Annotated in this window: 13 protein-coding genes and 1 tRNA gene; 8 read left to right on the forward strand and 6 right to left on the reverse strand. The window is 57.3% G+C overall.

Annotated features, from left to right (window positions below):
- Nucleotides 1–145 precede the first annotated feature (145 nt).
- From OZX67_RS08815 to OZX67_RS08835, 5 genes are all read left to right on the forward strand, one after another.
- On the forward strand, nucleotides 146–1,183 hold the full coding sequence (locus tag OZX67_RS08815) for a glycosyltransferase family 2 protein (RefSeq protein WP_277142679.1): 1,038 nt from the start codon (nucleotides 146–148) through the stop codon (nucleotides 1,181–1,183).
- A 451-nt stretch (nucleotides 1,184–1,634) separates the two neighbouring features.
- Nucleotides 1,635–5,738 (forward strand): InlB B-repeat-containing protein, encoded by a 4,104-nt coding sequence (locus tag OZX67_RS08820; protein WP_277142682.1) that lies wholly within the window; start codon nucleotides 1,635–1,637, stop codon nucleotides 5,736–5,738.
- Nucleotides 5,739–6,094: 356 nt separating this feature from the next.
- On the forward strand, nucleotides 6,095–7,474 hold the full coding sequence (locus tag OZX67_RS08825) for an MFS transporter (RefSeq protein WP_277142684.1): 1,380 nt from the start codon (nucleotides 6,095–6,097) through the stop codon (nucleotides 7,472–7,474).
- A gap of 34 nt (nucleotides 7,475–7,508) precedes the next feature.
- On the forward strand, nucleotides 7,509–8,543 hold the full coding sequence (locus tag OZX67_RS08830; RefSeq protein ID WP_277142686.1) for a LacI family DNA-binding transcriptional regulator: 1,035 nt from the start codon (nucleotides 7,509–7,511) through the stop codon (nucleotides 8,541–8,543).
- 38 nt (nucleotides 8,544–8,581) lie between these two features.
- Complete coding sequence (locus OZX67_RS08835) at nucleotides 8,582–9,706, forward strand: nucleoside hydrolase (protein WP_277142688.1); 1,125 nt, start codon at nucleotides 8,582–8,584, stop codon at nucleotides 9,704–9,706.
- Nucleotides 9,707–9,818: 112 nt separating this feature from the next.
- On the opposite strand, the gene OZX67_RS08840 is transcribed toward OZX67_RS08835, so the two are convergent.
- From OZX67_RS08840 to OZX67_RS08860, 5 genes are all read right to left on the reverse strand, one after another.
- A tRNA-Lys gene (locus tag OZX67_RS08840) sits at nucleotides 9,819–9,891 on the reverse strand.
- Nucleotides 9,892–10,199: 308 nt separating this feature from the next.
- Complete coding sequence (locus tag OZX67_RS08845) at nucleotides 10,200–10,574, reverse strand: DUF1516 family protein (RefSeq protein WP_277142690.1); 375 nt, start codon at nucleotides 10,572–10,574, stop codon at nucleotides 10,200–10,202.
- Nucleotides 10,575–10,817: 243 nt separating this feature from the next.
- Nucleotides 10,818–11,177, reverse strand: coding sequence for a DUF1516 family protein (locus OZX67_RS08850; protein ID WP_277142692.1), 360 nt, complete (start codon nucleotides 11,175–11,177; stop codon nucleotides 10,818–10,820).
- 217 nt (nucleotides 11,178–11,394) lie between these two features.
- The gene (locus OZX67_RS08855) at nucleotides 11,395–12,444 is read right to left on the reverse strand and encodes an NAD(P)-dependent alcohol dehydrogenase (protein ID WP_277142695.1); all 1,050 of its coding nucleotides are present in this window, start codon (nucleotides 12,442–12,444) and stop codon (nucleotides 11,395–11,397) included.
- A gap of 401 nt (nucleotides 12,445–12,845) precedes the next feature.
- Nucleotides 12,846–13,874, reverse strand: a complete 1,029-nt coding sequence (locus tag OZX67_RS08860; RefSeq protein WP_277142697.1) for a DUF1524 domain-containing protein — start codon at nucleotides 13,872–13,874, stop codon at nucleotides 12,846–12,848.
- A 223-nt stretch (nucleotides 13,875–14,097) separates the two neighbouring features.
- Between OZX67_RS08860 and OZX67_RS08865 the strand changes: the two genes are divergently transcribed.
- The 3 genes from OZX67_RS08865 (at nucleotide 14,098) to OZX67_RS08875 (ending at nucleotide 18,738) form a co-directional block, all read left to right on the forward strand.
- Complete coding sequence (locus OZX67_RS08865; RefSeq protein WP_277142699.1) at nucleotides 14,098–15,147, forward strand: LacI family DNA-binding transcriptional regulator; 1,050 nt, start codon at nucleotides 14,098–14,100, stop codon at nucleotides 15,145–15,147.
- A gap of 528 nt (nucleotides 15,148–15,675) precedes the next feature.
- Nucleotides 15,676–17,034, forward strand: a complete 1,359-nt coding sequence (locus OZX67_RS08870) for an MFS transporter (protein WP_277142701.1) — start codon at nucleotides 15,676–15,678, stop codon at nucleotides 17,032–17,034.
- 153 nt (nucleotides 17,035–17,187) lie between these two features.
- Entirely contained in the window at nucleotides 17,188–18,738 is a 1,551-nt protein-coding gene (locus tag OZX67_RS08875; RefSeq protein WP_277142703.1) for a sucrose-6-phosphate hydrolase, read from the forward strand.
- A gap of 430 nt (nucleotides 18,739–19,168) precedes the next feature.
- Here the strand turns inward: OZX67_RS08875 and OZX67_RS08880 are convergent, their stop codons facing one another.
- On the reverse strand, nucleotides 19,169–23,458 hold the full coding sequence (locus OZX67_RS08880; RefSeq protein ID WP_277142704.1) for a BspA family leucine-rich repeat surface protein: 4,290 nt from the start codon (nucleotides 23,456–23,458) through the stop codon (nucleotides 19,169–19,171).
- Between the last annotated feature and the right edge of the window lie 120 nt (nucleotides 23,459–23,578).

A 23,578-nucleotide genomic window follows, 5' to 3' on the forward strand; every position in this document is an offset into this window, starting at 1 on the left:
ATCCAATAATGTTTTCGCGCATTTCCGCGCATTTTTATGACGGGAAAATCACAACTCGTGCGGACACCCCCGTCATTCTCGGGATTGCATGGTAAATTAGGCTTGTTCGGCGCACCAACGCGGCGAATTGCCATAATGAGGGAACATGCCGCAAACTAGCTTGAAAACGCTGACTTTCGTGGTGCCGGCGTTCAATATGGACACCTACCTTGAACGTTGCGTTTCGTCGTTGACGGCCAATCGGGACAGCGATGACATCGAAGTGCTGATCGTCGACGACGGTTCCTCCGACGGCACCCCGGAACTTGCGGATCGTCTTGCGGCCGACAAACCCGGCATCATTCACGTCATTCACCAGAAAAACAAAGGTCACGGTGGCGCGGTCAACACCGGCATCGCCAATGCGGAGGGCATGTATTTGAAGGTCGTCGACGCCGATGACTGGGTGGGCGCAGAATCGCTCAATGCACTGATGAATGTAATGCGCCGACAGCGCAGCGCCAGCGAGCCGATCGACATGTTCGTAACCGATTACGTCTACGACAAGGTTGGTAAAAAACGCAAGCACGTCGTCAAATTCGACAACGTAATGGACACGGACAAACGTTTGGGTTGGAACGATCTGCGGCACTTCGGCATCGCACAATATATGATCATGCACGCGCTCATTTTCCGCACGGAAGTGCTGCGCGCGGCCCAGACCCAGCTGCCCGAGCACACCTTCTACGTCGATTTCATCTACGCCTACCAGCCGTTCCCGTGGGTCAAATCGCTGATGTATATCAGCACCCCGTTCTACCACTACTTCATCGGCCGCGACGGCCAGAGCGTGCAGACCGACGTGATGATCCGGCGCGTGGACCAGCTCGTGCGCGTCAACCGCACGATGGTCGCCGCCACCCCTGAACGCAAGAACGTCTCGCCCGGCCTCTACCGCTATATGATCCATTTCCTTTCCATCGAGAGCGTAGTGGCGAGCGTTTTCCTCATCCTTTCGCGCAAGTCTGCGAACTATCAGATCAAGCAGGAACTCTGGGAAAACCAGCGGGCCGTTTCGCCGAGGATCGCCCGCGACGTGCGCCGTCAACTGCCTTCCCGTGCCATCAATCTGCCTGGTTCCGTCGGCCGCTGGATTATCCGCATGGGTTATTACGTAGCCGAAAATATTATCGGATTCAATTAAATCCCCAAGCAATCCAACTTGCCACGGGAAGTTCACGATGCCGCCATCGCACGCCTTGCCTTCCCGAGCATATCAACGCACGGAAACGGACTTTTACCGTCGCCAAAGTGCATTTTTCTGACGTCACCGTCAAAAAAGAGACCCCTACCAACGCCAAAATGCACTTTCCCGACACCACCGTCAAAAAAGTGACTTTTAGCTGCGGCTGCGCACCGTTTACCGGCAGCAACGATAATCGCGCCGGGAACCATCCCTGAAACGCATTCAGATACCGCTTACCGACAGTATCGCCAGAGACTGTAAAAACGAAACATCATACGGCCTTTCGCTATTCCCCGACATCCATCATTCGATTTTCGTAGTACATACTTTACACTAAAATTTGCATAGACATCAATATGAAAATTGATGGAGGGAAGCGATATTTTTGATGACTTCGAATAATAAAAAGATGGCTTCATTACTCGCTGGAATCATCGCGCTGGCTATGTTGGCGGCGCCCGCTGCGAACGCCGATGAAGTTGCGGCGCAGCAAAACAATTCCGCAAGCAGCAGTTCCGTTTCGACGTCGGCTCAGACGAACCCCGGCAGCGAGGGAAGCAAGGCTTCGAGGGCCGATACGGCGAAGCCGAATGACGCCAGCGACGGCAACGATCTGAAAGTCCACGAGAGTACTCAAAGCCAGGGCCCACGATCCAGCGCACCGGCACAGCAATCCGCCGGCACATCCATCAACCCTGCCACCGCGAGCATCCCCGCCAACCATCCATCCGACGGCATCGCCCCGCAAAGCAGCGCACCGGCACTGACACCGAAATCCCCCCCCCAGCTGACCAGAGACGATGTCGTCAAAGACCGGCCTGAGGCGGCTGGAGACGCAACGATAAGCAGCTTCACGTTGGACGAGTTGAAGGATGGCGGGTTCATAAAAGCCCTGGATTCCGACGATGCAACCGGCCATGATTCCTCAGCTACGAACCACAAGGTGCGCAGCCACGATGAAGTCTTTTACAACTTCGGCTATTCCACCCAAGCAAGTCAGCCAGCGACCTACTACCGCCACGCGCGAGTGGGCTTCCGCATGACCATGCCAAAGGATGTGGACGTGGACGCGGACCCCACACGCACCAACTGGATGGACAAAGACGAGGGATTCACCCCCACCGACACGGTCTCCGGCAATGTCAGAACATGGACTGCCTATAGAACGCTGACTCCGACGGAATCCTTGCAGACCGTGGTGCCGGGGACGTCCAGCCTTTACGTGTATCTGAAGCTGGACAGTGACGCCGCAAACAAGAACGGTTTTGCGTTCCATCCCAAGGCAAGCATCTGGGTGGAGCCTTCCGGACCGGATTCCGCGGCACCGGCAGTAAAAAGCATCACGAATATTCCCGACGTCACCGTAACAGCCGCTCCAACTGTGAAGGCAGACGTGAAGAAAACCCAAGTCGGCAGTAACGTTTCGAGCCGTTTCGAACAAGACGCCATCACGCTTTCCGTCGGAGCGGAAGGCGGAGTGGGCAGCGAGCCCCTGGCCAGTCCGATGTCATTCGACCTCGACCTGCATGCCTCGCTCACTGCTGAGGCTCCCACAAGGGAGAACCCACTCAATCTTTATCATTTGTTAACCACCCCCATTCCCGCAAGAGGCGGCCCAACGGTGACAGAAACCCAAGACGGCGCACACGACACAGTCCACATCGCCAATTACACGCCCGGCCAGCAAATCGTCATCACCGTCCGATCCGACATTCCGCCTTCTGCGTACGACACAGTCAACAACACTTGGCACATCAAGGGCAACATCACCAACATCGTCGCTCGGGGTATTGATGGCACCGTGGCTACGCCGACCAGCCTTCCCCAAATCAACGACAAAGACGGCTTCGCCAAGGACATCACCTTTGGGGAAAATTTCTGCTATCCGGTCGACAAGGACCTGGCCATCGGTGAAACGGTGAAGGAACCCATGCGCACCGACGGATACGACTTGTTCGTCGAGCAATATGGAGGGGCCTCCTACCCGGCATATCTGGCGACATTCATCCGTTTCGACGGTGGCATCATGAAGGCTGCCCCCGACCACACCGACACCGACCACGCAAACACTCAGATGTTCTGGGCCGTGAAACCCGACGGGCAGGATTGGACCGACACGGCCGAACGCGCCAATGCTGATATCTCAAACGTCGTTCTATACAAGACGGAGGCGGAAGCGGCTTCGCACGGCGTCATCGTCGGCGCAGTCAGCGTCCGCAACGGCAACGGCCAAGCTATGAACATGCCACACATGGACCTGTCTCTGACCACAAAGGCAACCCCCGGCACCGAATACACCTTCGATTCGACGGCCTACGCCTGGACGCAAAAAGACGTGGTCAACAATCATTTCAGCAGCCCACCGGCGCTCGGTAATAGCTGGTCAGCATGGTTCCAAGACACCGATTTCAGAACTATCATCGCGTTCACCGCTGTGCCCAATCACGCCCACACAACGGGATGCCATCCGCACCTCAAAGCCATGGCCGGCACCATCACCACAACGGTGAAGGCAGATCATGAGAAGATCGATACCGACAACAACGACCGAACCGTCACCTATCTGCTTGCTACCACTCCCAAGTCCGACAAGCTTCCCAACGCGCAGCTCAACGCCGACATCATCGCGACTCTTTCGGGAATTACCCAAACGTATTACGTTCCGGGTTCCGCGACCCTACTCAGCAACTCTCAGGACTGGACCCAGGGCACAGATTGGCAAACCGCAACAGGCACAGCGCTGACGCCATCCGTCGACGAGGCGAACCACAGTTACGCGTGGCACAACATGGCGATGAAGACCGGCAAAACCGTATTCATCCGATTCGCGGTCAAGATGGGCGATGAAATCGACCCCAACCTCGATGTACACGCCAGCGACTCCATATCGTTGAACGCCGATACCTCAGAAGTAACCGGTTGGGTTCACACCAAGGGAGCAGCCAACATCGGCGTCACCAAGCTTTACCAGTCCACCATCGGCCTGCGAGCGCACGGCGTCTTCGATCACGGCAACAACGTTCCGATTCAGCTCATGTACGGCAACTTCACCGGAACGGCCAATACCACGACCGGCATCATGACGATCCCGGCGAATCTTGTTTCCGATATCGTTTCCCTCAGCTTGAATGCGGGCAGTGCTGGCACACCAGTCGTACGTTACAGCACCGATCCCCAATACGCCGACAAGACATCCGACAAAATCTCAATGACCGAAGTGGATTCGTGGACTCAGCTCACCGTTGACGGCAACGGCAACATCGCGTTGCCGAGAGCGGTGTTCGCTCCGACGGCAATCGCCTTCATCAGCAGCAGCATGCCCTCGAACAGCTTCGTGAAACTCAATCTGACACTGAAAAGCGCCGCGACGGCAAGCGCCTCATCCACCATTCACTGGGGCGATAGGAACAACAACGTCGTGGCCCCGCTGCTTTTCGTCAACAGAGTCGTCTCCGGCAGCGTCTGGTACGACCGAAACCACAACGGCGTCCATGATTCCTCAGAACGCGGAGCCAAGGGCGTGAAGGTCTGGGTCGAGGACTCAGGCGGGGCAAAACTCGCCAGCACCGTCGACGGAACCACAACCGCCACGACGGATGCCAACGGCTCGTGGTCGCTGAACAACCTGCCCAGCGACAGCAACGTCCACGTGGTCATCCAGACCTCGAACACCCAGGAGCCCAAGGCGGGCGGGCTCGCGGAGACCGTTGCGGGGACCGACTTCGACCCCACGCTTGGCGAGTTCAACGCCGCAGGCGACTACATCGGCACCACGTTCGATCTGCCCGCGAGCGCCTTACTCACCGACCCGTTGTGGACGTTGACAAGGAACCTCGGCATCCATCGCAAGAGCACGACGGGCTCTCCCATGCCCAGCCGGCCTGTCGATTCCTCGCATATCGGCACACCCACCTACAGGACCGTCCATATCATCTTCGACTCGAAGGGCGGCAGCAAGGTGCCGGCGCAAACCCGCACATGGCAGCCGGGCAAGCCCGCAAAGGCCACACAACCCGAGAACCCGACCCGGGAAGGGTATACGTTCCAGGAATGGGACCTCGACGGGCAGAAGTATGCGTTCGACTCCCCGGTGCTTCACGACATCACGCTGACCGCGGTATGGACGAAGAACCCGGCAGGAACCGGCGAATCTTCGCAGATTCCCGGCGGTCCCTCAGGCGGTTCTTCAAACAACCCTGCAAACGGTTCTTCAAACAACCCCTCGAACAGCCCTTCATCCGCTCCCGGTCTTTCGACTCCGGGTCAGAACCATACCGGCTCGTCGCCGGCCGAAGGCGCTCCAAACACAGCTGCGGCTGCGGGCTCCGCATCGACCGTGCAGAACGCGGGCAAACCCAGCTCCCAACAGGCCGCTACGACGAATCACGGAAATCATACAAACGCCGACTCCAAGCTCGCCGCAACGGGTTCAACCATTTTGCCGATGGCCATACTGGCCGTCGCGCTTTCGCTCGCGGCGCTTTGCCTCTTGCCGGCACGCAAGCGCGACTGATACCAACCGGTAACGTCAATCCCGCTACCGGTTGGTATCAACGCTGCCAGCAAGACAGTGCATAAACGCATGTTCCCCGGCCATCTGGTCTGGGAACATGCGTTTCGGGGTAATTGCCAAACGCGGGTTATAGGCCAAAGTACGGATTCGAGTATTCAAGACAAAAAGATTATCAAACCAATAGTTCGGCCTGTTTGCTCGGGCTTGCCCCACCTTTTCAGAAAGGCGCGAAAGCAGAATTTGCCTTGAAAGGTTTACGCGCGTAGAATAGCCAATTGCAAACATTCATATCAACTCAGATATGAATTTTACGATGGCCAAGGCAGGCCATCAGGCTTCAAAGCCAAGGAGAGAAAATGAGCAATGAACAACACGGGGCTCAGCCAAACGAGGCCTCGCCGCAAGTCAGCGATCTGAACTTCCGCACCAAAGAAGGCCGCAAAAGCTTCTGGACCAACATCGTCTCGGTATGGCTCGGAACGACCATGGAATACGTCGATTTCGCCCTCTACGGCCTCGCTTCCGGCCTGGTCTTCGGCGAACTGTTCTTCCCGAAGCAGACGCCGGTCATCGCGTTGCTTTCCTCGTTCGCGGCCTATGCCGTGGGCTTCATCGCCCGCCCGATTGGCGCCTTTGTACTCGGTCGCGTCGGCGACAAGCGCGGGCGTAAATTCGTCATGGTCTTCACCGTGATGCTGATGGGCATCGCCACCACGGCCCTCGGCCTGCTGCCCACCTACTCGCAAATCGGCATCTGGGCGCCAATCCTTCTTGTGCTTTGCCGCATCCTGCAAGGCTTCGGCGCAGGCGCGGAACTTTCCGGCGGCGCTGTGATGCTGGCGGAATATGCACCGGTCAAACACCGCGGACTCGTCTCCTCGCTGATCGGCGTAGGCTCGAGCACCGGCACGCTGCTGGCTTCCGTGGTCTGGCTGTTGGTACTCATGCTGCCTCACGACAAGCTCATCGCCTGGGGCTGGCGTATCCCCTTCATCCTCTCCGTGCTCATCGCGCTGTTCGCCGTCTATCTGCGTCAGGCCATGCAGGAGACCCCAGCCTTCCGCTCGTATCAGGAAAAGCGCAAGCAGGAAGAGGCCATCCTCGCCAAGTCTGGCAAGAAGCCGGAAGAACGCAAGGGCGGCTGGAAGGCGTTCTTCGTCATGCTCGGCCTGCGTATCGGCGAGAACGGCCCGTCCTATATCGCGCAGAGCTTCCTTGTCGGCTATGTCGTGACGCTGGGCGTCTCCAAATCCGTGCCGACCACAGCCGTGATGATCGCCTCAATCCTGGGCTTCGCCGTCATCCCGTTCTCCGGCTGGCTTTCCGATAAATTCGGCCGCCGCATCACCTACCGCGCGTTCTGCGCCTTGCTCGCCATCTACGCCTTCCCGGCGTTCTGGGCATTGCAGAGCAAGAACACCCTGGTGGTCAGCATCGTCATCATCGTCGGCATGTGCCTCGGTTCGCTGGGCATCTTCGGCGTGCAGGCCGCATACGGCGTGGAGCTTTTCGGCATCCAGCACCGTTATTCGATGATGGCCATCGCCAAGGAACTCGGCTCGATTCTTTCCGGCGGCACGGCCCCCATGATCGCTTCCGCGCTGCTCGCGGCAACGAAATCCTGGGTTCCGCTGGCAGTATACTTCTGCGTTATGGCGCTTATCGGTTTCTTCACCACTTTCGTCGCCCCGGAGACACGTGGCCGCGATCTGACACTAATCGAAGACGCCATCTGATGCTGAACCTTATATGAAGTAAAAGAGCGATTGTATGACAAGACAGGGCAGGCGTCCGACCCGCGATGACGTGGCCAGGAAAGCCGGCACATCTACGGCCGTTGTCAGCTATGTCATCAACAACGGCCCCCGCCCTGTCTCAAAAGCCACGCGAGAGAAGGTGCTGCGGGCGATTCGGGAAACCGGCTATCGCCCCAACACCGTCGCGCAATCATTGGCAAGCGGCGACAGCGACATGTTCGCTTTGCTCGTTCCCGATATGACCAATCCTTTTTTGGCGCAATTTGCCAGAGCGCTCGGCCACGAATGCCTGCTTAACGGCAAGACTTTGCTATTGGGGGACGCGGAAGACAACGCACAGCATGAAGTGGAGCTGCTTGAGGCCTTCCAGCGTCAGCAAGTGGCCGGATTGGTCTGGTACGGGGTCGACCAGCCCTTGCCGCTCAAGGCAATACAGCATTTTCCAAGAACCGCTATATTGCTCAACCAGCCGGAAACCGCAGACCCGGCTCCCACGCAAGACGGACCGAGAATCCGGGTCACCATCGACGAATACCAGCAGGCCTATATGGCCACTGAACATCTCGCAGGCCATCACCGGCACAATATCGCCATCGTGACAGGCCCCACCACCCGTCTCAATTCACGCGAGCGCCTGCGTGGCTGGAAAGACGCGCTGAGCAAGGCAGACCTTGAGCCGGGGCAGGAAATCGTGACGCCATATTCGCGCGAAGGCGGGTTCAAGGCGGCGTCCCTGCTGGACGACGACATGGATGCCGTGTTCACTACAAACGCATTACAGGCAATCGGACTTCTTGCCGGCCTCACCGAGCTGGGGCGAACGGTGCCGGACGACATCGCCGTGGCCACCATGAACGCCACCGATGAGGCACGATACCTTGTCCCCTCGCTGACTTCGGTCCAGCTCCCCTCCACTATGTTGGCGATGAAGATCATCCAGGAGCTGCTCGGCCAAAAAACCAGCGCCGGCAACACCATCCCGGTCACTCCTCTGCTGGTACGACGCCATAGCTGCGGCTGCGAACAGCCCGGCCCCGTCAATCATTAAAATCGAAATTTATTAATCGAAATCTATTAGGAATGTATATGAACAAGCAACAAGCCATCATCATCGACTGCGATCCGGGCAACGGCGTACCGGGTGCGAACGTTGACGATGCGATTGCCATTGCGTTTGCGGCCAAATCCAAAAGCCTTGACTTGCACGCAATCTGGACAGTTTTCGGCAATATCCCCTCACCGATGGGCTACGCGAGCGCGAAAGCACTTTTGCAAAGCCTGCGGGAACCGGCAATCATCGTTCGTCAAGGCAGCGACGCGCCTCTCAACGGTGAACGGCAGCGCTGGATCGAAAACCGCGAGCACATGGCCAACGACCCCCACGCTCCCGCACAATGGCTGGAAACCGGGACGCCGGGCGCATCAGAAAAGACTACAGGCCAAGCTCCCGTTGCCGCCGCCGCTGGTGCTGCTGCTTCTGTTCCCGTTCCGGCTGCCGCCGCCGCTGGTGCTGCCGCTTCCGCTGCTACTTCCGTTCCTGCTCCCGCTGCCGCCACAACGCACGATTTGGCTGCTGATATTTTAAGCGCCCGGAAACCTATCAATCTCATTGCCATCGGCCCACTGACCAACGTGGCACGGGTGATCCGCGAAGAGCCGGAAGCGGCCTCGCAGATTGCGCATATCTACGCGATGGGGGGCGCACTGGGCTTCGATGACCTGGTCGACACGAATTTCGCGGTCGATCCGCAGGCCGCACGCATCGTTCTTGAAGCGGGGATTCCGTTGACGCTGGCGCCGTTGGACGTCACGCGCACCACGCACCTTTCTCAGGCGCGATTCGACGAGATCATGGCCGAAACCGACCCTCGGCAGGCTCCATGGAAATCCGACATCCGCAACTGGCTTGGGCCTTGGCTCGAATTCAGCGACGCCACCCGTCCGGTGAACGGCATGTGGATTCACGATCTTGTGGCCGTGGCCGCGCTTTCGAATCCCGAGATTGTCACCTCACAGCAGACGCAAGTGCGCATCGCCGGAAACGGGAAACTTTTGCTCGCCAAGAATGCGAAGGATTACGCCGGCAAGCAGGACGACAGTGCCAATCTCTCCGCTCCCGTCACCATTGACCTGTGCGAGCGCGTCAACAACGATGCCCTCATCGACTTGTGGGCCCGCACCGTTTTGCACGTCGAATCGTCAGGCCGCTGATTTTTCAGATCATCGAGGGTTATGGGTCTGCATCTGCACCGGCAATCATCCGCTCGGCACAGCTACCAAGACAAAACGAAAAAGGCATCGCCGAACGACGATACCTTGCTCGTGCCCCCCGTGGGACTCGAACCCACAACCCACGACTTAAAAGGACGCTGCTCTAACCATTGAGCCAGAGGGGCAACAAAACTTCATTATACAGTTACTTCTCGATTTGCGTATCAGGTTTTGCGTGTCGCCGATACAGCTTCGCATTCAGCACAAAGCACTTTCTATCCGTTCCGCCTGGTTCTAGTGTCGGAAAGGCACTCTTAGAAATGCCAAAGTGCACTTTCTCAACGCTACCGTCAAAAAAGAGACTCCTGCCAGCACTAAAACGCACTTTTCGGACATCAATGGGGGGCTGCCTGTGCACGGAGATGACGAGCAAAACGCGCTGCGACCGCCCAACCCAATCAATTAACGTTTTGTTGCGTCAACAGTCACTTTCTCACCGCGTCACCGGTTGCTTTCCGCGATGCTTACCGCGCGCGAGCCACAGGCCGAGCACGAAAACGGCGATGCCGAAAAGCAGCGGCATCCAGAGCGTCTGCAACGGGGCGGCACCGTGAAGTCGATGCACGAACGCGACTTCGCACATGCCGATAAGCCCAATCGCCGCAACGATTTTGACGATGGCCATCGGCCAATTCGCGCGCCAAGCGTGCGGAATCGTGGGGACTGCGCTCACAATGAGCACGATATAGCAGACGCGCGCCACGGTAGCCCAAGTTTCGACCATATTCTGCGGCCCGAGCACGCCGATGGTCATCGCGACCATCGCCACCACCGCCGAAATAATATGCAACCAACGCCAAACACGCATGATTCTTCTCCCGTTTCTCCGAAACCTTCCGGCAACCGCTTCGTAGCGATTCCTTCACTAGATTAGACGAGAAAACGTGCCACTATGATGATTTTTGAATGGATTTTCACCAAATCCGTCGCAAAACTTGGTATAAAACAACAACAGAAAAGGCGAAACGCCAACCAGTGACGTTTCGCCTTTACAAAATTCATCCGAATTTTCCGGAATTTATCCGGTCATTGCTGTCGGAATTCCTACTTACTACAGCAGAACGAGCGGGAAGCCGTGGGAGACCACGAGGCCGACCACCATGACCACGATGACCAGCACGATCGGCAGCCAAATGGCCATGGCCGACGCGGTATCCTTGCTTTTCTTGGCGAAGCCGATTTCCGCGAGCGCAATCAGCGCAATCGCAAGGATGATCTTGACCACCAGCAGCACGGTGATATGCGGCCAGGCGTGCACGATCAGAAAAACGCCGCTCAGAATAATGAGGATGTAGCAAACGCGGGCAATCATCGCCCAGATCTTCGTCATCCTCGCCGGCCCGAGCAGCCCCACGGCCACCGCGACGATCAGCACCACTCCGACAACCAGATGCATCCAAGACCAAACCATATCGACTCCCCACAATCAAGAAAAACTATCAATAACGCTATAACCTAATATATCGAACCCGCCCCGCACTATCAACATTGCTCATTCAAGGCGTATTGAATCGAAGCGGCATGGTTGCTAAACAAATCATAAAAGCCTAATTACGTTCACAAAAAGCGGGCGGCGAGGCGCTCGTTAGAACACCTCGCCGCCCGCTTAGCGACGATAGAACTACCGCTCACTCACCCATGTGAGGGACTACCACGGCGCGCTTGGAGAGCTTGCCGTCGACCAGCTTGTGGTAGGCGTCGAGCGCGTTGTCCATCGAGTAGGTCTCCACCTCGGGGGTGATCAGGCCCTCGCGATAGAGCGCGGCGACCTCGTGCAGCTCGGGCATGGAGCCCCAGTAGACGCTGGTGAGCTCCTGCTGCCACGGGTTGGTGTACCAGTCATAGGAAGCCTTGCCGCCGGCGATGCCGACGATGGTCACGCGCGAATCGATGGCGGAAGCGGCCTGCGCGGCAGCGATGGTCGGCGCGATGCCCACGAAATCGAAGGCTGCGTCAACGCCGCGGCCACCAGTGATCTTGCGAATGTTCTCGACCTCATGCTCATCGCCCTTGACGACGATGGCGCCCTTCTCCTTGGCCTTGGCCATGGCTTCGGGCTTCATATCGGTGGCGATGATGGTGGCGCCGGTGATGGCCTTCAGGATCTGGATGGCGATCTGGCCCAGGCCGCCGAGGCCGATGACGAGCGCGTACTTGCCGCCACCCTGAAGATGCGGCATGGCGGCCTTGATGGCGTGGTACGGGGTCAGCGCGGCGTCGGCAAGCGGGGCTGCGGCGATCGGATCAGCGTCGCCCAGCGGCACGAGGTTGCGCGCGGGGACGGCCAAATACTCGGCCATGCCGCCGTCACGGCCAAGGCCGATGGCCAGCGAGGTGTTGGTGGCCATGTTCTCGCAATAGTTCTCTTCGCCGGCGACGCAGCGCTTGCAGTGGCCGCAGCCGGTGGGGCCGTAAACCAGGTAGGCATCGCCCTTGTTGAAACCGGTGACGCCGGGGCCGACCTCTTCGACCCAGCCGGAGGTCTCATGGCCGAGAATGAACGGCGGCTTGGTCTGGCTGCCGGTCTCGGGGTCGTAATCGCGGAATACGGAAACGTCGGAATGGCAGCAGCCAGCGCCGGCAACCTTGAGCAGTACCTCACCCGGGCCAGGGGTAGGCTTGTCGACCTCCCTCAACGCTGGGAATGTCTTGTACGCTTCGAACATAACGGCTTTCATAGCTGTTCCTTTCTTATTGATGAGATGGCGTAGGCACAAACAATCAATCGCTCGCAAAAGCATTGAAGCAAATTGCCCGAACATCGCTATCTTATCGTTTCTGCCCCAACACTGGAACCGAATTGACGTAAGAAATTATACAGTTGTAAAACAGGTTTAGCAAACGTTTAAATCGTTGATATATCAACGTTTTTTGAAGATGTATATAATCTCACATAAAGAATTGACAGCGTAATATTGCTACATAAATAGATTATTTATACAATATTACTTTAAACCTTTTACGTTCTGGTTAATATTGCCGACAATCAGCTCCGACTTTCCAACCCCCGTCACTCGCAGCCGTCAGCCGTCGACCGTCATTCGCACAGCCGCCAGCCGTCACCCACAGCTGTCGACCGTCACTCGCAGCCGACTCCGTCATGGTCGCGATCCAAAGCGGCACGATAGCCAGGCTGGCCGGCATAGATCGGGGCCTTGCCGGCGGCGCGGACGGCAGCACAGTTTTGGTAGTAGACATCGCCGCCACCTTGCGGAACGGCAGGTGCGGCAGGAGCAGGGGCGGGAACAGGTTGGGGCGAACCGACGTTACCGGCATTCCCGTTATTCGACTGACCTGAATTTCCCGAGCCTTCGGCAGCTCCGCTAGCTGGCGCGCTACTTTGAACCCCTGCTCCATTCTGAGCAAACGGCCCGTCGTCGGCCGGCACGGTCTGCGCCGGGCAGGAAGTCAGCACGCGCTGCATCGCGGCCTTTTCAGCCTTGGTGACCCACAGATCGTACTTGGCCTTCACTCCGATCTGCCGCGAAACGTAGGAGCAGCGATACGACTTGTTCTTCGGCAGCCACGTGGCGGCATCGCCGTCGCTTTTCTGTTGGTTCGCCTTTCCGTCAACGGCCAGCAGGTTGTACGGATCGTTCGCCATCTGTTCGCGCCGCTCGGCGCTGAGCTTCTGCGCCCCGGTCTGCCAGGCGTTGGAAAGCGCGACGACGTGGTCGATCTGCACCTTCTGCGACGTTTTCTTGCCTTGCTTGAAGTAAATGGTATTACCCGTATACGGGTCATCGAGCGTGCCGGACATCACCTTGCAATCGCGGGTGCGCGGTCTGAATTTCTTGTCTTTCAAGTCGCGCCCCAAAATGTCGTTGCGGGTGTCGCAGCCGTTGCGGTCCACGTCGGCCCAGGCACGCCCGAATTGTGCACGCTTGTACCCGGTTTTCGGTGCGCGCCCCTTGAGCGGCAAGGTGTCGAGCACACTGGAAGCATTCTGATCGCCGTTTTCGCCGCTGGCGACGGGAACAACCTTACCTGCGTCCGCAGTATTCGCGATTGCCCAATCCGGCGTAAACGTGGTCGAGAGTATAGGAACGAGTAACAACGCCACCAAAGTGACGACAATGATTTTCAGAGTTTTTACAGTTTTTTGCATCTTTTTATTCGAGTTAATTTTCCATATTATCAACATTCATCTTTTTTCATCATATATCCATGACGCCTTTGCAAAAAGTCCGACAACAGTCATTGCACAATCCCTGCGCGATTTGACCATTATCAGCAAAATCCTCAATGCACGATTCGCATTCATCACCAATCACTCGGCAGCGGTGAAAAAGTCCACTGCCGAATCACGGGCGGCAGTTATTATACAAATCATGACCACAATCAAAGAGGTAGCCAAGAAGGCCGGGGCGTCGGTGACCGCCGTCTCGATGGCGCTGAATCATCGCGAGGACGGGCACGTCAAGAAGGAACTTGCCGAACATATCCGCGAAACCGCCAGGAAAATGGGCTACCGACCCAATCCCCTCGCCCGCTCGCTGCGTACCAGCCGCACGCACACCATCGGTTTCATCAGCGAGGAAATCGCCACCACCCCCTACGCCGGTGAGATGATTTTGGGCGCACAGGACGCCGCCAGCGAGCTGGGTTACATGATGCTTCTGGTCAACACCGACGGCAACGGCAACGAAGCCAGTGAAATCGCCGCGCTCAAGCGATACGGCGTGGACGGCTACCTCTATGCCAAGATGTATGACAGAATTTCGGATATCCCCTCGTCGCTATCCGACGAGCACACCGTCCTCATCGACGCCACATCCACCGACAGCAGCGTTCCCTACATCGTCCCGGACGAAGTGGCCATGGGTTATGACGCCACCACTTATCTCATCAAATCCGGCGCCAAGCGCATCGCCTACGTCGGCTGCAGCGAAAACCTCCTCGCCGAACCCCTACGCATGCGCGGCTACGAAAAGGCGCTGAAAAACGCCGGCCGACCCATCGACCCCGAGCTCAACGTCGGCATCGACAAAAACGAAGGCGGCCTCAAGGCCGTCTCAGAGCTTTTCGACAAAAAGCACCCCGACGCCTTCTTCTGCTTCAACGACGCCCGCACCTGGTACGTCTACCAATGCGCCGCCCAGCGCGGCCTTGAGGTCGGCCGCGACATTTCCGTGGTCGGCATCGACAACAACCGCATCATCAAGGAAACGTTCGAGCCACAGCCGACCACCATCGCGCTGCCCCATTACGAAATGGGCTATTGGGGCGCTCGCAAGCTGATTTCGATGATCGAAGGCCAAAACTTGGGCCCGGGCAAAAGCAAGAAAACCGTCGCCGCAATCCCGCCGCTCGACGCGCCGAGCCCTGTACGCATTCGCTGCACGCTGCTCGAGCGCGGTTCGGTAGTCGGCAAGCACTGAAAAGTACTCCCGTATCCACTTCGCAACGCGGAAATGCATGGTTAGAGTCATCCACGCATCGATAGGTCACGCGTAAACAACCCGTCGGCCTGCGCAGACGAGCCTGTCCAAGCACGCAAAAGGCAAGTTCGCGCTCGTTTTTGCATTCAGGCTTACACCCGTCCTGCTCCTATGAGCACGTCGGCAAACCGACAATCGGAAACCGGTCCGGCCGCTTTCCGACAAAAAGCATCATGCAAACCACCAGACAGATTGCGCATACCTCATTCCCCAAGACTATTGGGCATACGCCGACGTCCGACTTTTACATCCGATATATGGCAATATAGGACGTTCATAGCAAAAATATCTAAACAGATAAATTTTATCTATCTGAAAACGCCGGAAACGTTTTACAGTTTGACGTGAATCGATTCTCGTCATATATTTTTCGTATGTTTCTTGCTTATGGCAATGCCGCAGAAATCGGCAAGAACGGAAGTAAGAAGGGTATCGCGCGGCAGCGATGCCGAAAAGAAAGGTGACGAAATGGCAATCAAAGGCGCCAAGACGTACCGGAACCCCTCGTATCTCGAGAGCTCAACCGGTATCTTTATGTTCTTCTGCGCGTGGGGCATCTGGTGGTCCTTCTTCTCCAGGTGGCTTACCGACCCGACCAAGGGCCTAGGGATGACCGCCCAGCAACAAGGCACTATCTACTCCATCAACTCGGCGGTAACGCTGGTCATCATGTTCGTCTACGGCGTTCTGCAAGACAACCTCGGCATCAAGCGCCGCCTGGTCGTCGTAGTCTCCTGCATCGCGGCCTGCGTCGGCCCGTTCGCCCAGTTCATCTACACTCCTATGCTCAAGGCCGGCGGCACCACACGCATGATCGGCGTTTTCATCGGTTCCGTCGTTCTCTCCGCAGGCTTCATGGCCGGCTGCTCCCTCTTCGAAGCGCTGACCGAACGCTATAGCCGCCACTTCGGCTTCGAATACGGCCAGTCCCGCGCCTGGGGCTCCTTCGGCTACGCGGTCGTCGCCCTCATTGCCGGCCCGCTTTTCAACATCGACATGCGCCTGAACTTCTGGCTCGGCTCGCTCTTCGGCCTCGGCATGATCTGCATCTACGCCTTCTGGCGCCCGGCAGAACAGAAGGAAGAGCTCAAGAAAGAAGCCGATCCGAACGCACCGCGCACCAACCCGACCGTCAAGGAAATGGTCTCCGTGCTCGGCATGGGCTCGCTGTGGGCACTGATCGTCTTCATGTTCTTCACCAACACTTTCTACACGGTCTTCGACCAGCAGATGTTCCCGAACTACTACACCAGCCTCTTCCACACCACCGCCGAAGGCAACAACTGGTACTCCGTCCTGAACGCGGCAGAAGTGTTCTGCGAATCCGCAATGATGGGCGTCGTCCCGGTGATCATGGACCATATCGGCGTGCGCAACTCCCTGCTGCTCGGGGCTGTGGTGATGTTCCTGCGTATCGGCTTGTGCGGCGTCTTCCATGACCCGGTGATGATCTCCGTGGTCAAGATGTTCCACGCCATCGAGACCCCGCTCTTCAGCCTTCCGGCCTTCCGTTACTTCACGTTGCATTACGATACGAAACTATCGGCGACACTATATATGGTCGGCTTCCAGATTGCCTCCCAGCTGGGCCAGGTCATCATGTCGAACCCGCTCGGCCTGCTTCGCGACCGCCTCGGCGCCCGTCCGACCTTCTTCGTCATCTCCGGCATCGTCCTTCTTGCTTTGATTTACGGATTCTTCGTGATTAAGAGGGATGACCAACAGGTGGGCGGCGACCCGTTCATCCGCATCAAGGACCGCAAGAAGGCCGAAGCGCAAGGCGAGGCCATCCAGGCTGAAGCCGCCAACGACCAGCTCCCGGCCTGATTGCCAAATCGGCGCCGTGCCCATTTACCTCCGCACGGCGCTTTCCTTGAAAATTCCATAACGTCATAAGGCCTCCGCACCCATCAATTCAGGCGTGGGGGCCTTATGCGAATAAAGAACAATCACTATATGATAGTTACGAGAAAGGCATCAATGATGACTACTGAATCTCCCGTTTACACCCCGATTCGCGACCACGACGAGGAACTCGCCAAGGCCGAAGCCGGCGTCGAAACGCTCGCCCTCGAGCGCGACGACCGCTGGTACCCGAAGTACCACATCGCCTCGAACGGCGGCTGGATCAATGACCCGAACGGCCTGTGCTATTACAAGGGCCGTTGGCACGTCTACTACCAGCTTCATCCCTACGGCACACAGTGGGGCCCGATGCACTGGGGCCACGTCTCCAGCGCCGACATGGTTTCCTGGCGCCGCGAACCCATCGCCATGGCTCCAAGCCTTGAACAGGAAAAGGACGGCGTCTTCTCCGGCTCGGCCGTGATCGACGACAACGGCAAGCTCAAGTTTTATTACACCGGCCATCGCTGGAACAACGGCAAGGACGACACGGACGGCCAGTGGCAGGTCCAGATGCTCGCCGAGGCCGAGGACGACGAGGCCACCAAGCTCGACAAGCTTGGCATGGTCATCGACTGCCCGCGCGAACGCGTCGATTCCCACTTCCGCGACCCGAAGGTCTGGAAGCAGGACGGTGTCTGGCACCTGATCCACGGCGTCTCCACCGCCGACCATCGCGGCCAGATCTGGGCCTATACCTCCAACGACATGATTCATTGGGAATTCCAAAACGTGCTCTACGACGACCCGGACCCGGACGTCTTCATGCTTGAGTGCCCCGACTTCTTCCCGCTGAAGGACAAGGACGGCAACACCAAGTGGGTCATCGTCTTCTCCGCCATGGGCTCGAAGGCCAAGGGCTACATGAACCGCAACGAAAACAACGCCGGCTACATGATCGGCACCTGGAAGCCGGGCGAGGCCTTCAAGCCGGAAACCGAGTTCCGTCTGCTTGATTGCGGCGCGAATTATTACGCTCCCCAGTCCTTCGAAGCCGACGGCCGGCGCATCATGTACGGCTGGATGAGCCCGTTTTCCGAAAGCGCCCCGATGCAGTCCGACGGCTGGTGCGGCCAGATGACTTTGCCGCGCGAATGCTTCCTCGGTGAGGACGGCGATCTGCATACCGTGCCGGTTCCTGAAATCGAGAAGCTGCGCATCAACACCTTCGACCACGTCGCCCGCCCCATCGAGGCCAACGAAGAGGCGCTCGTCGATGAGGACGCCGAAGCCGTGGAAATCGAGCTCAACATCAACCTGAAAAACACGACCGCCGAGCGCGCGGGCCTCAAGGTCCACGCGACTCCCGACGGTTCCTACACCTACGTCGCTTACGACGCGCAGGCCGGCACCGTGGTCGTCGACCGCCAGGCTGCGGCCCGCGGCGACCGTGGCTACCGCGCGGCCAAGCTCACCGACACCGAACTGAACGCCGACCAGCTCAAGCTGCACGTTTACGTCGATCGCGGCTCCGTCGAGGTCTACATCAATGACGGCCTGCACGTGCTGAGCTCCTACAGCTACCCCTCCGAGGGCAAGCGTGCGGTCAAGCTTTCCGCCGAATCCGGCGTCCTCGCCGTCGACAAGCTCACGGTCCACGACATCAAGAGCATCGGGCTGGAGTAAACATCAGCAATAAGCAATAACTGAACTCAACAGATAATTGGGCTCGTCGTCAGCACGTAACTGGCGACGAGCGCAATTCATAGATGCATTCAGTCCCGCAGCTCATACAGAAACCATCGAAAAAGGCTGCCATACCTAAATCCTACGATACGATTTGCGGCAACTTTATTGTACGATTTGCAGAAGTTCTGCAGTTCGATTTGCAGGAGTTCTGCAGTTCGATTTGCAGGAGTCCTACTGTATGATTTGCAGGAGTTCTACCGTTCGATTTTCTGAAGTCCTACAGTACGACTTTCGGGAGTTCTACCTTACAATTTGCGGGAATGTTAGATAGCCGCGCAATAGAGTATGAACGAAAGACGAGGGTCACAAGTTGAGGGTCACAGATTACCGAACCTGTGACCCTCAACTATCCGCTTTTAATCGATGATCAGCGACCACTTATCTCGTCGCTACGGTGCTGCGCGTAGACAAGATTGTTTCGGTTCGTGCCCGTGGCGGCATAGTAGGCAAGCACCGCCAGCACAGCCAGCAGGATTACCCACCACGGGAAGGCGGGATGCGCCTGCATGCCAGTCGCAGCCGAAGCAGTGGTATCGTCCTCGCAGTATTGCACGGTCGGCACCACATAGCCGGCTGCATCGATCACATACGCCGCGCCACCGACCTGGCTGCGAGGCACGCATACCGGCTTCTTCTTCGGCTTGCTTTGGCTACCGTTGCTTCCATTGGTATTGCCGTTCTGCGGATTGCCTTGAACACCTTGAGGAGCCACAATCTGCGGCACACCCGCGATTCCTGCCAGCATCCGCTGAGCGCCGGCACCGAAGCGAGTCACCGGAGCGGCGGGAGCCTGACCTGCGAGAGCAGAAGCCGAAGGCAATCTGGAATTGCCACCAACGTTGCCATTCCCGTTGCCATTCCCGTTGCCGTTGCCCGTACCATTCCCGGCACCGGAATTGCCCGCATTCGCCGGATTACCGGACGTTCCGGGGTTGCCTGCACTACCTGTGTTGCCGGAGTTGCCGGAGTTGCCCGAATTGCCGGAGTTACCGGAATTGCCCGAGTTGCCCGAGTTGCCCGAGTTGCCCGAGTTGCCCGAGTTGCCGGAGTTGCCGGAATTTCCCGAGTTGCCCGAGTTGCCCGAGTTGCCGGAGTTTCCGGAATTACCCGAGTTGCCGGAGTTTCCGGAATTACCCGAGTTTCCAGAGTTTCCAGAGTTTCCAGAGTTGCCGGAGTTGCCGGAGTTGCCGGAGTTTCCGGAGTTGCCGGAGTTTCCGGAATTGCCGGGGCTGCTCGGATTACTTGTCCACATGGCGCGCACCACCTGCTCGCCGCCAGGTACCCACATCTGCGTGCTCGGGGCACTGATATCAGAAGTCGAATCGCCATCGCGCAGCCAGCCGACATTGGTGTGGTTGTTGTCTGTCAACGCCTGAGGCGACGTGAACGACAAGCCGTGCACACTGACGGGGTCCTCGGAACCGTCGACCTTAATCGGGTCTTCGGAGTCGGCGCCATACAGCGTCTTCGGAGCCATGGCGCTGTCGTCATACGGAGCCTTGGGCTTGGTGGCGTCAAGGCCGGCGAAATGCACCAGAGCCGCTTGCTCCCAAACGTAAGTGGCCTCGTACTTGTTGGTATTGGCCCGTGCCATCATGGCCTCGGTGGCACCGATTCCGGCCGCCCTGCCGCAGCTCGTCCAAGCCTCGTTCTGAGCGGTATAGCTTGAACCATCGGAGGCGACGCACGTCTGCTTGGCATTGGGCTTGGCGCTGGCCTCGACCCACTGCCCGGTGTATTGGCTGAAACTGCGGGTAGCGCTCCCGGGCTCAACGCCGCTGACGAAGTACTCCGGACGCAGCTCGGTCTTCGGTCCGACGGTCAACTGGCGCAGCTTGGCCGAGAAGCGCGGCTGGAAGCCGGTATTCGCCGTGGTGTCCCAACCGGTGAGGTCGAGCGCGGCCACATTGCTGTCACGCAACGGCAGCTCGATGCTGACATCGCTGTTGACCTTCCAGTTGGAAAGATCCAGCTTCATGCCGCCAGGCACGCCCGCGCCGGTGAATGTGCCGCTAAAGTTCTTGACCGCGCTGGCATCCCATCCGGAAAGATTCAGGTGTTTGAGGCTTGAGGTCCCTGCAAACAGATTGTTTGTCGTGGTCACCTGTTTGATATTCCAGCCCGAGAGATCAAGGCTTTCTAGCGCGGAGTCGCCGGAGAACATGTTGTCGATGCCATAGTCGTAATGGTTGGTGCTGCCGCCGCCATCGTGCACTTCATGCTGATAATCCGAATGCACATTGGACAAGTCCCAGCCGCTCAGGTTCAATGACATGAGCTTCGGGCAATCCTTGAACATGTTTATGACATTTGAGACATTGGAAGTATCCCATACCGAGCTGCCGGACTTGTGAGCCATGCTGCCGACGCTCGTCAGCACGGAATCACCGCTGAACATATCGGTCGCTTCGAAAAGATTGCCGGTATTCCAATTGCTGAGATCCAGAGACTCGAGCTTCGGGTCGTTCAGGAACATTCTATTCATATACCCATTGCTACCGGTATCCCATTTCGAGACATCCAACGTCTTGAGGTTGGGCATGTTGCTGAACATATTTTGTGTGCCAAAAACGCCACCCATGCTCCAACCGGCGACAGGCAGGGTCTCGGCGGCGCAGCCGTCAAACATATGGTCCACGTCAACCGACCGACCGGCGAAATCCCAATCCTTCAACGAGTCAAGCTCGACGCTGCCCGCATCCTTGCCGAAGTTCTGGAATGCGGAACTCATATCCGACATGCTCGAAATGTTCCAACTTGAAAGATCAAGCGTTGGGAGCTTATAGCAATTCTTGAACATGGAACCAATGGACTGTACCGAATCGGTCTTCCACGCAGAAATGCCTTTGATTTCGGTAAGTCTGGAGCAACCGCTGAACATGGTGTTCAGAGTATACGCCGAAGACATATCCCATCCGGAAAGATCAATGGAAGCAAGCTGGCTGCTCATATTCTTTTCTGAACCGGTCATGCCGTTGCCATGGTAAACAGGAATATCCATGGCGAAGACGTAGGACATGTCCCCGATGTTCTTCGTGTTCCAAGCGTGCAGATCGAGTTCAGACAACGCCCAATCGTCACAGAACATGGAAGAGATGCTTTTTACATTCGAAACCTGCAGCTTGCCGATGCCGCCGATTGATTTCAGGTCCTGATTGTAGGCGAACATTTCGCTGGCATCCGTGACGGCGTCCATGTGTATATTGTCGACGCCCGTCAGCTCGCTCAAGGATTCCGTGGACGGCGACTCACCCGCATATCCTTCCGCGCCGTGGAAAAGACCCTGCATCGAAATGACATGCGAGGTGTCCCAGGTGCCCATGACGCTCACATCTTTGAGGTCGCCGTCCAACGCGAACATTTCAGACATGTTCTTCAGACGCTCAAGCTTGAGGTTCTTCGCGCCGCCAATGCTCTTCAGACCGCGAGCATCATAGAACATACGCTTCATGTTCGTCACTTGGGAAAGGTTCCAATGCGAAAGCGCGCTGATTTCGGCAACAGGCGTCTCGGCGAACATTTCGCTCATATCAGTCACCTTCGAGGTGTCCCAATTTTTGATGAAAGCGGTGCCGGCAATCAGACTTCCATAGAACATCTTGCTCATGTTCATCACGTTGCTGGTGTCGAGCTTGCCCATCTGGTCGGAATCGAACAGACCCGGCGTTGTGAAATTGGCGAACAACGCCTTGCTATTGACGGGAAGAACCGTATGCTCCGGGTCAGCGAAGTTGATTTTGCTGCCGTCCGGCGTCGCATGGTCTCGGCTGTTACTGTAAAACCAAGGGGCTTCGCTGGGAGCCCCCAGCGTTCCGGCACCGATATTGTAGAAATAAGAGACATTTCCCGCAGAATCGTTGGTTAGGGAAATCATGTTTCTGGTAACAGCGGCATCTCCCCACTTGCTCGTGCTGACGGTTTCGGACCATTGGTCGTTGCGCACAATGTTGTACATATTCGGCGCATACACACTGACCGATTTGACAAGTCCTATATTGGAGGAAAACGAAACCGTCGGCAGCGAGGTCGAATCAAAGGTCACAGAGTAGACAGGCGAACCATCCGGGTATGAATACCCCCCATAATTATCCATTCCTTTAGAGGCGACCGAGGTCTGATTGCCGTCGGAAGCGCGATACGTATAGCTGCCGTTATCCTGGAAATCGAGTCGAGAACCGTCCGTCATCACGAACGTGAACGCCTTGCCCGCACCCTTGGTAAAAGCGACGGTCGGGATCGTGGGCTTCTGGCCAAACAACGAACTTGCGTTGGCTGCGTTGTTCCCTACCTGAGAAGTTCCACCTTGGACTGCAATCTGGGGCCGATCGGTCTTGTTCTGTGCCGTGGCCTGGGCCTGCGGCGCCGGCACGCTCGCAGCTCCCTTGGTCGACGTGCTTTTCAAACCATTGCCGTTTTGGGATTCCATTTGTGGCTTGGCTTTGGCCACACCGTCACCCTTATCGGTTGCCAGTCCACCATTCTTGACGGCCTCACCTTGATCATTCGTTTTCGCGCCATTCTGTTGGGCGGAGGAACCCTGCGAGGTTTCGTTTTCATTCAAGTCGCTCGCATTGGCGGAAACACCGATAGTACCGCATAACATCGCGAAAGTAACGATCGAGCCAAGCAGCTTGACCAACTTCTTGTCAGTAGCCATTTCTTCTCATTCCCAAAAATACAAACCGATATTTTTTATTACTTATTATTATTATGTACTACGGGAGGATATTTTGCAAATCGAGTGTCAAACGATAGACATCTGTGACCGAACGTTTGC

This window comes from Bifidobacterium sp. ESL0728, from assembly GCF_029392015.1.
GTDB lineage: Bacteria > Actinomycetota > Actinomycetes > Actinomycetales > Bifidobacteriaceae > Bifidobacterium.

Coding starts and splice junctions, on each gene's coding strand:
- OZX67_RS08875 (WP_277142703.1), top strand. CDS start 17,188: ATGATGACTACTGAATCTCCCGTTTACACCCCGATTCGCGACCACGAC.
- OZX67_RS08855 (WP_277142695.1), bottom strand. CDS start 12,444: ATGAAAGCCGTTATGTTCGAAGCGTACAAGACATTCCCAGCGTTGAGG.
- OZX67_RS08850 (WP_277142692.1), bottom strand. CDS start 11,177: ATGGTTTGGTCTTGGATGCATCTGGTTGTCGGAGTGGTGCTGATCGTC.
- OZX67_RS08820 (WP_277142682.1), top strand. CDS start 1,635: ATGGCTTCATTACTCGCTGGAATCATCGCGCTGGCTATGTTGGCGGCG.
- OZX67_RS08825 (WP_277142684.1), top strand. CDS start 6,095: ATGAGCAATGAACAACACGGGGCTCAGCCAAACGAGGCCTCGCCGCAA.
- OZX67_RS08880 (WP_277142704.1), bottom strand. CDS start 23,458: ATGGCTACTGACAAGAAGTTGGTCAAGCTGCTTGGCTCGATCGTTACT.
- OZX67_RS08860 (WP_277142697.1), bottom strand. CDS start 13,874: ATGCAAAAAACTGTAAAAACTCTGAAAATCATTGTCGTCACTTTGGTG.
- OZX67_RS08865 (WP_277142699.1), top strand. CDS start 14,098: ATGACCACAATCAAAGAGGTAGCCAAGAAGGCCGGGGCGTCGGTGACC.
- OZX67_RS08870 (WP_277142701.1), top strand. CDS start 15,676: ATGGCAATCAAAGGCGCCAAGACGTACCGGAACCCCTCGTATCTCGAG.
- OZX67_RS08830 (WP_277142686.1), top strand. CDS start 7,509: ATGACAAGACAGGGCAGGCGTCCGACCCGCGATGACGTGGCCAGGAAA.
- OZX67_RS08845 (WP_277142690.1), bottom strand. CDS start 10,574: ATGCGTGTTTGGCGTTGGTTGCATATTATTTCGGCGGTGGTGGCGATG.
- OZX67_RS08815 (WP_277142679.1), top strand. CDS start 146: ATGCCGCAAACTAGCTTGAAAACGCTGACTTTCGTGGTGCCGGCGTTC.
- OZX67_RS08835 (WP_277142688.1), top strand. CDS start 8,582: ATGAACAAGCAACAAGCCATCATCATCGACTGCGATCCGGGCAACGGC.